Origin of the sequence: Chryseobacterium camelliae (assembly GCF_002770595.1) — a bacterium.
Classification (GTDB): domain Bacteria; phylum Bacteroidota; class Bacteroidia; order Flavobacteriales; family Weeksellaceae; genus Chryseobacterium; species Chryseobacterium camelliae.
In genome coordinates this window covers 2,353,940-2,367,198 of sequence record NZ_CP022986.1, presented here as the reverse complement: position 1 = coordinate 2,367,198, position 13,259 = coordinate 2,353,940, and the positions used below count along the sequence as shown (strand labels likewise).

Annotated in this window: 6 protein-coding genes; 1 reads left to right on the top strand and 5 read right to left on the bottom strand. The window is 42.7% G+C overall.

The window, feature by feature from the left end; all coding sequences use genetic code 11:
• Window positions 1-37: 37 nt before the first annotated feature.
• From CGB83_RS10895 to tsf, 4 genes are all read right to left on the bottom strand, one after another.
• The gene (locus tag CGB83_RS10895) at window positions 38-3,436 is read right to left on the bottom strand and encodes a T9SS type B sorting domain-containing protein (RefSeq protein ID WP_100075792.1); all 3,399 of its coding nucleotides are present in this window, start codon (window positions 3,434-3,436) and stop codon (window positions 38-40) included.
• Window positions 3,437-3,748: 312 nt separating this feature from the next.
• Window positions 3,749-6,823, bottom strand: coding sequence for a T9SS type B sorting domain-containing protein (locus CGB83_RS10890; RefSeq protein WP_100075791.1), 3,075 nt, complete (start codon window positions 6,821-6,823; stop codon window positions 3,749-3,751).
• A gap of 77 nt (window positions 6,824-6,900) precedes the next feature.
• Window positions 6,901-10,245 (bottom strand): T9SS type B sorting domain-containing protein, encoded by a 3,345-nt coding sequence (locus CGB83_RS10885; RefSeq protein WP_100075790.1) that lies wholly within the window; start codon window positions 10,243-10,245, stop codon window positions 6,901-6,903.
• Window positions 10,246-10,431: 186 nt separating this feature from the next.
• On the bottom strand, window positions 10,432-11,259 hold the full coding sequence (gene tsf / locus CGB83_RS10880) for a translation elongation factor Ts (protein WP_100075789.1): 828 nt from the start codon (window positions 11,257-11,259) through the stop codon (window positions 10,432-10,434).
• Window positions 11,260-11,403: 144 nt separating this feature from the next.
• Between tsf and CGB83_RS10875 the strand changes: the two genes are divergently transcribed.
• Complete coding sequence (locus tag CGB83_RS10875) at window positions 11,404-12,114, top strand: DUF6759 domain-containing protein (protein ID WP_100075788.1); 711 nt, start codon at window positions 11,404-11,406, stop codon at window positions 12,112-12,114.
• Window positions 12,115-12,189: 75 nt separating this feature from the next.
• On the opposite strand, the gene CGB83_RS10870 is transcribed toward CGB83_RS10875, so the two are convergent.
• A complete protein-coding gene (locus tag CGB83_RS10870) occupies window positions 12,190-13,146 on the bottom strand; it encodes an acetyl-CoA carboxylase carboxyltransferase subunit alpha (protein WP_100075787.1) in 957 nt (318 codons plus the stop codon).
• Window positions 13,147-13,259: the final 113 nt, after the last annotated feature.

The window sequence follows — 13,259 nt, the reverse complement described above, 5'->3', positions numbered from 1 at the left end:
TAGTACAGGTTTGATGCAAATTCCCGACCAATAAGGCTTATCTGTGTTTCACCAGAAGCCAGCTGCTGTATTTTACAGTAGTGGCGCCTCCAAACTCTGTCCAGCTGATAAAATACCAGTATGTAGCGGTACTTACAGGCCTTCCGCCCATATTTCCGTCCCAGGTATACCGGTTGGAAGGCGCTCCCCTGAAAACTTCAGCTCCGTAGCGGTCAAAGATCCTGAATTCAAGGTTTTTATTCGTCATCAGGGCTGAATAGTCTATATCGTCATTAGTACCGTCTCCGTTAGGTGTAATGGTATTGATCAGGTTAATGATCACGAAGGTCCGGGTCACATCCTGGCAGCGCTTGGAATCTCTTACATACAATGTATGGTTTCCTCTCGGTACATTATTGAAAACATTGGAGCTCTGCCATGTAATTCCGTCCAGTGAATATTCATACGGAGGATTTCCGCCGCTTGCACCTACCGTTACCACCTGGCCGTTGATTTCTATAGAAGTGATTAGCGGAAGCTGAGATTCGGTAACTGTTACATGTTGCCGGTATACGCATCCCTGATACGTAAGGTCTACCCAGTAGTTTCCGGCAGGAACATTGGTAATGGATTGTGAAGTAGCTCCTGTGCTCCAGGTGTAACTTTCAAAATTAGGGCCGGCATCCAGGTTGGTCTTTGCTTTCGGGCAGATTACCTGGTCAGTCAGAAGATCAGATTTTTTAGGAATTTTAATGGTAACATGTATAGAGGCAATATTCGGGCAGACCCCGTTTTTCTCAAATCTTACATATATTGTCTGGGATCCTGTGAGATTGATCGGATTATTCAATGGGTTCACATCATTCTGGGCATCCTGAAGGCTTCCGTGATAGGTCACTGTAACTGCCGGGTCTGTAGTGAACTCGCTGATGTAGGACGAAAGGCTGACCTGCTTTATGCCATCCAGATCATCATCGCAGACGCTTACGGACAGAGAGGTTTTTTGTAAAGGAATCTTGGATCCGATGGTAAAGTTCAGCGGTTTAATGACAGGGGCACATCCGTCTGGAGAATCTACACGGATGTAAATCGTAGTCGCTGCCGTATAGTTCCAGGTATTGGGGAGAATATTGTTATTTCCTGCTGTAGCATCGCTGAGATTAGCATAATACCTGACATTTGTGAAGTATGAAGGATTGTTCAGGACAATAGCGGTGATATCTGATAATGTTACGATCACCGTTCCGTCAAGATTGTCATCACAGAATGCTCCTGTATAATTTTCAGTTACTACGGCGAGAGGAAACAGGTTCAGGGTAATCTGGGCAATATTTTTACAGCCCAGGTTATTTTTTACGACTGCATATACAATCGTTCCGTTTGCAGCTGTATATGCTGTGGGATTGGTGATCAGGGCTGCAGGATTTTCGTTCTGTGCATCGGTTAATGTAGGGTAGTAGGTAATGGTAGTCCCGGAGCCGGACGTAACAGTAGCTGTAGTCAGGTTAAATGTTCCCTGGCCGTTTACCGTACAGGCAGATAGTGAAGCATTGGTTACGGTAAGCACCTGAATATTGATATTCACAGTAACCGTTTCACAATCCGGAAAGTCAATATTATTCCCGCAGAAAGTGTAGGTGAAGGTATCTGTGCCGATGGTTCCCGGGTTATTTACGGTGTAGGTAATAACTCCTGTAGTTGGATTTACGGTGGCAGTCCCCGATGTCGGAGCTGTTGTTATGGCAACTGTGGAAGGAACCGGAGCCTGTGTTGAGCTGCTGAACGCCGGGGTTATGGTTTTGGAAGTACAGACATCATAAATAGCGGTGCTCTGTTTGGTACAGTTTAATACTTTGAATTTTTCAGTGACCAGCGGGGCACAGCTTCCCATGGTTACCGAACAGGTGTAATATCCGGATTGGGTAGGGGTATAGGAAGATGAGGTTGCACCCGGTATCAGGGTGTTATTGACATACCACTGATATGTATCATAGATAACGGGATCTGCTGTAAGAACAATTCCCGGAACACAATCCCCGCCGGATTTCAGGATAACCGGCTGAGTAGGGAACCCGGCAAAAAAACCGCCATAGCCTACCGCATCCGTTCCTGCCGTAATGCCCGCTGTAATTGCTTTTGTGGAAGCAATCGTCAGTGTACCTGTCACATTGGGGATTCCATAGGTAACCCAATTGTTGGTCCCGGTCATGTCATAGGGCCCGGTAGAGGCTGGCGGAACAGCACCGTTTACGGTAACTACAGCTCCTCTTTCGGTAATCAGGTTCAGCTTTGTTGGAATATTCAGGACGCCGGAAGGATTATTGATGGAATAAACAAAATTTTCATTGATCAGCCCCAATTCGTCAATCTTCTTGGGAAGGTAACAGTTAAGCGCCGGAATAAAATTAAATCCGCCGGTGGCCACTTCATTGGTAGGATTAGAATCCCCTGCCAGGATCTGGTATACATAAGCATTTTTGGAGGTCCTGATGTACAGGTTATAATGGCTGCTGCCATGGAGCTGGTATTTTGAATCCGGGACAACGAAATATTGGCCGGTATTTAAAGTAGCCAGAGCAGCAGTTTCGTTATTAACGAATATTTGGGTATTATCTTCTGTAGCAATAATAATGGCACCTTCCATATTGGAGCCTATACTCCCGTTTCCTTTTACCAGGGCAAATTCATTTCCCAGTCTTTCCACAGGAACCGACTGGTCCATCAGGATATCTGAATTGGTCTGGAAATTTCCTGCATACTGGCCATTAAAGTTTCCGTTGGTGATATTGACCGGCTTGGTGGAAGTAATATGCGCTCCGATAAAGCCGTTAAAATTGCCTGCAATATTACCGATGCCATCTATAATATAAGACTGGCCTTTATTCAAAGTAAAAGTAAGCGTGGGATTGGTTGCTCCGGTTGTACCATTGGAAAACTGAACGGTATTTTTATAGCCGGTTATGGTTACCGTGGTATTGTCTTCGGTTGCCAGCACGCTGGTCATAAAATTCAGGATCTGGTTACTGACGCTGATGGGTGCACTCGCGACATAAAAATTTTTACCGGTAGAAGGAATCCCTTTAGAGGTTATGATTTCAGCATGGTTCGTAACAGAAAAGCGGAGATTGGCATAAAAAGGGAACTCTGCTTTGAGGTATAATCCCTTTGTTGTTGGAGTGAATAAGTCCGTCTGTAAAGTCGTAATGATATAACTTCTCAGTACATCAAATTTCTGCGGATTATTTTTGCTGATTATGACTGTGCCGATAAGTGTATTGTTATTATAAATATTTACCGGAAACGGTGTTGTCCTGTTGGTGGATAAATATAATTTCTGATAAGGATTATTTGCTGTGGTCCTGTCTATCATGGGTGCAAACCAGTGTTCTCTGTCCAGCTGCGCAAAAGTACAGGCGAAAATAAAAACCAGGAATATAAAAGATAGAATTTTCTTCATTCAGTAACTGCTTTTGACACAAATTTAATAATAAAAACTCTTAATTGATTGAAAAATAATAAAAAACCACCATTTAAAAACAGTGGTTTTCGAAAATAGGAGAAATATATTTTATCGCTGTTTCTTACTTTGATTTCCATATATGTTTATCCCAGCCTAATTACCTGTTATTGGTCAGTAGTTTTATGGACAGGTATGAGAGGAACGGCGGAATGCTATTGTTTTTTATGGCGCTTAGTATTTAATAATGGCTATTTACCTGCTGATAATAAAAAACCACGATTATGCCAATCGTGGTTTATTGTTATGGGATTATTCTATGTTTTTCACCATGATCCATCCGGTATATTTTACCGGCGTCTTCTGCTTATTCGGTTCAATCCAGTTGATATGGTACCAGTAGGTTCCGGTTGAAATTTTCTTCCCGAAATGCTTCCCATCCCAGGTATAATTGTTAAACCGGTCTCCTGTAAATATTTTGTTGCCGTAACGGTCATAGATCACAAAAGAAAGGTTTTCTTTATAGCCAAGCTCGCTGTAATCGATATAATCATTTTTGTTATCTCCGTTCGGAGTAATGACATTGATGAGGTTAGGTACCGTGATTTCCACAGAAATCGGAGTGGTACAGTCGTAAGCATCTTTAACGTGGAACGTATGTTGCCCTCTGCTAAGCCCGGTGAAAACATTGGATTCCTGCCATGTAGTCATATTGTCTACGGAATATTTATACGGTGCTTTTCCGCCTGTTACTATTACAGTAGCCGTATTGTTGGCAATCTCGATTTCCTTGATCACCGGATCCTCTGCTTTTTTGATATTGACAACCTGTTTAACGGAACATCCGTTATCTTTGAGGATAACCCAATAGGTCCCTACAGGAACTCCCTGAATGGACTGTGTAGTAGCTCCTGTACTCCACTGATACGACTGGTAACCCGGTCCTGCATCTATAGTCGTCCTGTCATCAATACAGATGTACTGGTCTACCAGTAGAGGAGATCTTTTAGGAGGAATGACATGAAGGTTGATCTTCGCAATAGAATAACATCCGTTGGCATTGAAAACCCTTGCATAGACTACGCCATCTGTAGACAGGTAGCTGTTAAAGTTGTTCAGGATAACATTGGTTCCGTTGCTTGCGTCAGTGAATGTCGGATAAAACATTTTAGTTACAGGAGTTTCTGCAGTAACATTGGCTGTGGTTAAATTGAATACCGCCATGTTTTCATTATTTTCCACAAAACACTCATTCAGGGTCGCTTCATATACTACAGGTGCAGGCAGGAATGCAAGAGTGATCTTGGCAATGCCGGTACAACCTTCATTCGTAGTTACTTTTACATAAACAGAGCCTTCTGCCGAAAAGTAATTATCCGGATTGTTGATTTCAACGGATGCAGTAACATCATTGAGAGTCTTATAAAACTTTTTAGTTACTGGAGTATAGGTTGTAACCGCTGCTGCTGTAAGGTCAAAGTAGGCATTTCCATTATACTGACAGGCTTTTACTGTTGCATCAGTTACGGTAAAAGGGACTACATTCAGATTCAAGGTCACCTGCTCACATTCTATGAATTCGGATGCGTTACCGCAGAATTTGTATACAATCTGATCAGCGCCTAAATACCCGGCCTGTGGGATGTAGGTGATAGCACCGGTTGCAGTATTGATAGAAGCCGTTCCATGAGTAGGATAAGTAATAATGGTTACGGTTCCTGGAACAGGAGTCTGTGTTGTAGTATAAGAGAATGCCGGATTGATCACCTTGGTGGCACATGCGTTCAGAGAAGTTGTGGTTTGCTTAAGACAGGCAAATACTTTGTATATAGGTGTGGTAACAGGAGGGCAGGTTCCCATGGTTACCTTCACCGTATAGTTTCCTGCTACAGTAGGAGCATAAGTATTATTGGTGGCACCGCTGATAGGAACACCGTTCAGGAACCACTGATAGGTTTCATAGCTGTCATCCACTTCCAGCGTAATACCCGGAATACATTCTCCGTTTTTCTTGGCAATAACAGGAATGGAAGAGAATCCGGCAAAATAGCCTCCGTAACCCGCGGTACTGTATCCTCCGTTAATTCCTGCTGTTACAGCTTTGGTGGAGGTAATGGTTACATTTCCGCTGATTCCTTCGATGGCATAAGTCTGCCATTGGGTATTTCCGGTTAAAGGATAAGGACCTTCCGCAGCACTTGGCGGATTCCCGTTAACCAGGACCGAGGCACCGGCTTCCGTAAGGATATTCAGTTTCAGGCTGATCGCGCTGGTTACACCCGGCATTTCATTGATCTTTCCGATTTCATCAATTTTTCTCGGTAAGAAACAGTTCAGGGGCGGAATATAGTTGAAGCCGCAGGTAGCATTACTGGTGCCTACAGCAACCAGCTGGTACAGGTACACGTTATGGGATGTGGAAATAAACATGTTCGCATGTGTTCCCGGTCCGGGCTGCGTGATATAATTTGTTTCGTTAATCCTGTAGAACTGGCCTGCATTAATGGTTGTGATAGGAGTAGTGGATCCGTTAAGGAATATCTGGGTATTGTCTTCTGTAGCAATGATGATTCCTCCTTCCATATTTTCACTGGGTGCGGTAGATTTGGTTTTAACCATGGCAAAAGTATTCCCAAGGCGTTCTACAGGTACCGACTGATCGAGTACTGCATCAGACCCTCCTGAAGAACCTAATCCGAAATTACCGTTGCAGCTTCCGTTGGTGAGCGATACAGGCTTTGTGGCTACGATTTTAGCACCCATGAATCCGGATAGATTGGCACTCGCTGTACCAGACCCTGCTAACAGGTAAGACTGTCCTTTATTCAGTGTAAAGGTCTGGGTATTTCCTCCCGGAGAACCCCCGAAAAAAGTTACTCCGGAATTATTCCACGTTACCGTAACGGAAGTGTTATCTTCTGTTGCCAGAACGCCGGCGGTAAAGTTGTATAATGAACTTGTGCTGGTATTTGGGCTGGTCGCAACATAGAATTCTTTGCCGATACCTGCTTTACCTTTACTGGTGATAATTTCTCCGTGTGAGAACTGTCCAAGTCTCAGGCTGCAATAGAAAGGTTTATCTGCGTTAAGATAAAGCCCTTTATTTATGACACTAAGTCCATCGGCAGAAGAGGACGCGAGAATAAGATTGTTATTAACCGTATATGTTGCAGGGCTGCCCTTGCTGATGGTTACTGCAGCAATCTGATTATTATTGCTGTAAATCTTTACTTCTACCGGTACAGTGGAGTCCGTGGATAAATATAAAGCATTGGTGTATCCACCCGATGAATCATAATAAGGAGCTATCCAGTGTTCTGTATCCCTTTGCCCGAATAAAGGCAAGGCTAAACAGATCAATATAAGGCTGAGTAGAAATCTTTTCATGAAATGAAATATTAGGATTTCTACAAAATTAAAATAATATTTGAAATATTTTTAATTATATGTTAATAAAAATTAAATTATTCGCGATTTTTAATTAATATCCAGCCTGAATATGAAACCGGCAATTTGGTGTCCGGCTCTATCCATTTCAGGATATACCAATAGGTCCCGGTGGACAAAGGTCTTCCTCCAGATTTACCATCCCATACGTAATTCCTGTCTGAAGATTTGTAGACAGGGGCACCATAACGGTCCGCTACCTCAATGGATACACTCTGCTTGATTCTTAAATCCGAATAATTCAGAACATCATTAATCCCGTCTCCGTTCGGAGTAATGGCATTGACTAAATTCAGTACCAGAAATTCCCTGGTAACCGGCGAGCATCCGTCTGATCCTAAAACATACACTGTGTGGAGTCCCCGTGATAAGCCGGTCAATACATTAGAAGCCTGATAATCTATGCCGTTCAGTGAATATCTGTACGGCGGAGTCCCTCCGGAAACAGATATGGTCGCATTAAATCCTGAAACGTCAATTCTGGTAATGGACGGAGCCTGCGCCGTTGTTACAGTAACCTGCTGCCGGTATACACATCCGTTAAAGCCTAGATCAACATAATAGCTTCCTGCCCCTACAGTAACAGTCTGAGTCGTTGCACCGGTACTCCATGTATAGGAAGTGAATCCGGTTCCTGCATCCAGTATTGCCTGTTCATTGGTACATACCACTATATCCCGGAGTTTGGCTGATTTTTTAGGCGTTTTAAGGCTGATGGTGATGGCTGCTGTATTAGGACACTCAGAAGTACTCGTTATCCTGATATAAAAAGTAGAAGCAGTAGTGATAACCTGTAAGGCTGGTACTGCATTGGTTCCTGTCTGGGCATTTGCAAGCGTGGAATAGAATGTCAGAGTTGCGGCAGGGTTAGCAGTGATTAAATTCTTATAATCGTTGAGGTTGATATTTTCAGAGCCGTTCAGGTCATTGTCACACACATCAGTTGTAATGGTATTGGTGAGCAGGGATACCTTGTTGCCCATGCTGAAGCTGATCTGCCCGAAAGCAGGAGGACAGTTATTGCTGCTGTCTGCGCGTACATAAACCGTTGTGTTGCCGGTAAAGGTCCAGTTCACCGGTAAGGTGTTATTATTGCCGGCATTGGCATCAGTCTGGCTCAGGTAATATCTGACGGTGAAATTACCTGAATTGGTAACGATCTGTGGCGTAACCGCAGCAAAATCAACACTGATGATCCCGTCAAAATTATCATCACAGAGTACACCGTTGAAACCTGAAGTGTTCACATTGGGTCCCTGATTGGCCGTAAGGGAAATCGGGGCCATTTTCGAGCAGCCGTATTGGGATGTTACATTGGCATATATGCTCCCGGAAGGACCGCTGTAAGCCGTAGGCGCCGCAATAGGTCCTGTAAGGTTGGAATTGGTAAAATAAGTAGTAACGGTACCCTGATCAGGGGAGGTGGTTAAGGATGTCAGATCGAAAGTGCCATTACCGTTGGATGCCGAACATGAAGTCATCGACAGTCCTGTGTTGATCTGCAGTACATCTACATTAATGATGATTTTGTAATACTCAAAATCAAAAGGATTTCCGTTACCCTGTATATAATAAATAAAGCTGTCAGTTGTATCTGAAGTCAGCCCCGGGTTAGGTGTATAAGTAATTTGTCCGTTGACAGGATTTACTACAGCTGTTCCTGAGGCAGGTGCAGAAATAATGGCTGTATTCGCGGGAGTAATGGTCTGGACAGAACCGGTGAAAGCCGGTGAGATAACTTTATTGCCGCATGAACCGATCGTATACGTTGTTGTCGTAATGGGAGGGCATACTGTATAACTATAAGGATTCGTCATCCTGGATTCACAGTTGTTCTTGGTCACAAGGCATGTATAGGTACCTGCTCCGTACAGTTCAGGATTAATAGAGAATGAAGTGGCTCCCGGAATGGGATTCCCGTTAAGGTACCACTGGTAACCGTCATAGGTATTGTCTACCTGCAGAAGAATACCTGCATAGCAGTCACCGGTTTTGGTAATGGCAGGAACTGAGGAAAATCCAGCAAAATATCCGCCGTATCCTACTGCTCCGCTTCCCGCGGCAATTCCGGCAGTTACCGATTTAGTGGAATTTACCGTAATATTTCCGGATATATTGGGAACAGAATAAGTAACCCAGTTCGGGTTTCCTGTTACGGCATACGGTCCGTTAGCGGCGGCTATCGGATTGCCGTTCAGGGTTACCGTTGCACCGGTCTGGGTGATAATATTCAGCTTTGTGTTGAATGTGGCTGTCCCGATTTTGTTGATAAAACCTATTTCATCAATTTTATTAGGCATAAAGCAGCTGAGCGGCGGGATAAAGTTCATGCCGCCGGTAGGATATTCGTTGCCTGTAGATACACCGGCAAGCAATTGATAAACATAAATATTTTTTGAGGCCGAAATATTCATGTTGTAATTACCGTTTCCCTGAGGGATGTAATTGCCGCTTGGAACCATATAGTACTGTCCGGCATTCAGGTTGATGGTCGAAGCATTGCCGTTAAATGCCAGTTGGGTATTGTTTTCCGTAGCAACAATGACGGCGGTTTCCATTCCTGAAGTAACAGACCCGTTGCCTTTTACCATTACAAAATCTTTCCCGAGCCTTTCAACAGGCACGGCCTGATCCATCAAGATGTCATTATTGGTAAAATTCTGGTTGGTATAAATCCCGTTGAAGTTTCCGTTGGTTACGGAAATAGGTTTGTCAGACTCGATTTTAGCGCCTATCAGGCCGGCGAGATTATAAAAAGAGTCATTGCTTACGACATCCATAATATATGACTGCCCTTTGTTTAACGTAAACGTCTTCGTTGGGGTGGAACTCCCGTCTGAAAACAGGACATTGGGATTATATCCTGAAACCACTACGGAAGTGTTATCTTCAGTTGCCGTCACTCCGATAGTGGAATTGACATAATATTCTGATCCTGTATTGGGTGCCATGGCAGCATAGAACTTTTTCCCAAGCCCGGCCAGCCCCTTTGAAGTAATGATTTCAGCGTGGTTGGTCACTGAAAAGCGGTAGTTGGCAAAAAACTTCTTGGATCCTTTTACATACATTCCCATAGAGGTGGGCGTAAACAGATCTCCCGGATTGGTTGCCAGCAAAAAATAAGCAGGAATACTTACCTGTACCGGGTTCCCTTTGCTTACCTGTACCGTACTGTAAAGAGTATTGTTATTGTAAATCTGCACCGGAAATGGGGTGGTTTCATTCGTAGACAGATACAGGAAGCTTTGCAGTCCGGCTGTTCCGGATTTGGCCGCCATAGGTGCAAACCAGTGTTCGGTATCCATTTGTGCATGAGCAGAGAGGCAAAAAATGGCAAAAATAATAGATAGAATTTTTTTCATACTCTAAAATAGGGCTGCAAATGTAAGTATTAATCTCTAAAATTTTGTGAAAGGTATTGTGATATATTAAATATTATGCTGATTTATTGAATATTTAATATTATTTTAATATTGAATCAGGTTTGACAGGGACAAAAAAATCCCGGTGAAACATTCACCGGGATCATTTTTATTATTCAGGGAAGATTAAGACAAGCTTACTCTTACAAATCCTGTTACTTTTAAATCTCCGTTAGCAGATTTTACATAGTCAGCAACAGACATGCTGCCGTCTTTGATGAAATCCTGGTGTACCAGAGTGTTGTCTTTGTAGAATCTCTGCATTTTACCTTTAAGGATGTTATCGATGATGTTTGCAGGCTTACCTTCCTCAGTAAGTTTATGTCTTTCGATTTCCAGTTCTTTGTCGATCGTAGACTGTGAAACTGCGTTCTCGTCAAGAGCGATAGGATTCATTGCAGCTACCTGCATAGAAACTGCTTTAGCTACCTCATCAGCACCATCTACTTTAGCAGAAAGGGAAGTGATGGCAGCAATTTTATTTCCTGCGTGGATGTAAGCTCCCAGGAAAGGCCCTTCGATTCTTTCGAAAGCACCGATTTCGATTTTTTCACCGATAACGCCGGTTTGCTCCACCAATTTATCAGCTACTGTAATCCCGTGGAAATCTGTTGCTAAAAGCTCCTCTTTAGAAGCCGCGAAGATCGCCATTTCAGCCAATTCATACGCCAGTTCAATGAATGCTTCATTCTTAGCAACGAAATCAGTTTCGCAGTTAAGAGAAATGATCGCTCCTAAAGTGCTGTCCTCATTTACTCTTGCGATTACCGCTCCTTCGGTAGATTCTCTGTCCGCTCTGTTAGCAGCCACTTTCTGACCTTTTTTTCTTAGGATTTCGATTGCTTTTTCGAAGTCTCCTTCAGCTTCTACTAAAGCTTTTTTGCAGTCCATCATCCCTGCACCTGTCGTGTTTCTCAATTTTGCTACGTCTGCAGCAGCTGGTGTATAAGACATAATATCTGTTATTTTTTTGTTGTAAATTTATTATAGATTTTTTAGCCTACTTTTAGAGCTGTGCAAAGATAATGATTTTAATGATAAACTAAAAAAGGACTTTTTGCGTTATTTGATTATTTAATAATATTTTATATTCCATTCATGAAAAAAATCCTTCTCCTTATATTAATGTGCCTGTTTACACTGGGGTTTTCACAGAAAAAGAAAAGAGCAGCAAAATCCAAAGCCATCGTTGAAAAAGAAACCGCCATCATTTATACGGAAAGCGATGCTGAAAATACCAAGGAAGCAAGAATCATTGCCGGATTCCTGAAACAAAATCCGGGTCATGCCAAGACCGATTATTTTAAAAGAAAGCTGATCGCGATCATTACAGCAGATAATTCCCCTGAAGCCAAGCCGGTCATTAAACCGCTCAGCAAAAATGAAATCGCAAAAATCACCAGCAATAATGAGCTGAATAATTCTAAAACATTAGCCTCCAATACAGCTGGTGCGTCCTCTAATACAGCGCGGACCGTCAATTATGCAGCCATGGGGAACACCTCAAAAAAGGCAGGGCCCAGTGAGAAAGATAAAAAGACAGCTTCCATGCTGACGCACCTGTTTAATAATGATCCGATGGATAAGGAAGCATATATCAACATAAAAAACAGGTCTAAGTGTAATCTGATCGTAAAGATCAGCGGGTTAAAAAAATATTACAACCTGGAAGTTCCGGCCAACGGACAAAACTACCTTTTGGTGGAAAAAGGGGAGTATATCCTCACTACCATGGTATGTGACGCCAAATATTCATCCCTGAAAAAAATCAACAAGGATATTGAGATCGAACTCAACTTAAGGGATTAGAAACTGAAAAGAATTCGTGTATAAATAATTGGTAAAGAAAAAGGTTAAGAAGAACATTCTTAACCTTTTTCGATTTTATCCTTTAAATTGCCCCATGGCAATAAATTTCTCCTGTCTCTGTGTTTCCAGTTCCTGCCCGGTAAACTTTGAAAAAGCTTTAATGTTCTGCAGAATGGAATTTTTCAGATTTAAGTATGTTGTTTCCGGATCATAATGGGCACCTCCCAAAGGTTCAGGAATGATACCGTCAATGAATTTCTCCCTCAATGCATCAGCCGGAGTAAGGTTCAGTGCATTAGCTGCATCTTCCTTATGATCCCAGTTTCTCCATAAGATGGAAGAACAGCTTTCCGGTGCAATCACGGTATACCAGGTGTTTTCAAGCATGTAAACTTTATTTCCTACACCAATTCCCAATGCCCCGCCGCTGGCACCTTCTCCAATGACGTAGGTAAAGATAGGTGTCTTTAGCTGTACCATTTCAAAAATGTTCCTGGCAATCGCTTCTCCCTGGCCTCTTTCCTCTGCTTCAAGTCCCGGATAAGCTCCCGGAGTGTCTACTAAAGTTACGACAGGAATATTGAATTTCTCAGCAAGTTTCATCAGTCGCAATGCTTTTCTGTATCCTTCAGGATTCGGCATCCCGAATCTCCTGTGCTGCCTTTCTTTGGTTGTTCTCCCTTTCTGGGTTCCGATAATCATTACCTTCTGACCGTCCAATGTGGCCAGTCCTCCGATCATCGCAGGGTCATCGGCAAAATTACGGTCTCCGTGAAGTTCCAGGAAACTGCCTTTATCGGTGATACCATTGATATAATCCAAAGTATACGGGCGATCCGGATGGCGGGATAACTGTACTCTCTGCCAAGGTGTGAGGTTACCATAGATTTCTTTTTTCTTTTCTATGATTTTATCCTCTATTTGGCTACATGCTAATTTTACATCAACACCACTTTCTTCTCCTACCAAAGAACAGGTCTGGTATTGATCCATCAATTCTTTAATAGGCAGTTCGAAACTTAAATATTCCATTCTTGAAGTAAATTAAATCTTTCAAATTTATGAAAAATTATGAAACTGACCGCTTAAAAATAATCTTTACAGGTCTTTAGCCTGTATAATTTTCTTAATATAAAAGGATATAA

Coding starts and splice junctions, on each gene's coding strand:
- CGB83_RS10875 (WP_100075788.1), top strand. CDS start 11,404: ATGAAAAAAATCCTTCTCCTTATATTAATGTGCCTGTTTACACTGGGG.
- tsf (WP_100075789.1), bottom strand. CDS start 11,259: ATGTCTTATACACCAGCTGCTGCAGACGTAGCAAAATTGAGAAACACG.
- CGB83_RS10890 (WP_100075791.1), bottom strand. CDS start 6,823: ATGAAAAGATTTCTACTCAGCCTTATATTGATCTGTTTAGCCTTGCCT.
- CGB83_RS10870 (WP_100075787.1), bottom strand. CDS start 13,146: ATGGAATATTTAAGTTTCGAACTGCCTATTAAAGAATTGATGGATCAA.
- CGB83_RS10885 (WP_100075790.1), bottom strand. CDS start 10,245: ATGAAAAAAATTCTATCTATTATTTTTGCCATTTTTTGCCTCTCTGCT.
- CGB83_RS10895 (WP_100075792.1), bottom strand. CDS start 3,436: ATGAAGAAAATTCTATCTTTTATATTCCTGGTTTTTATTTTCGCCTGT.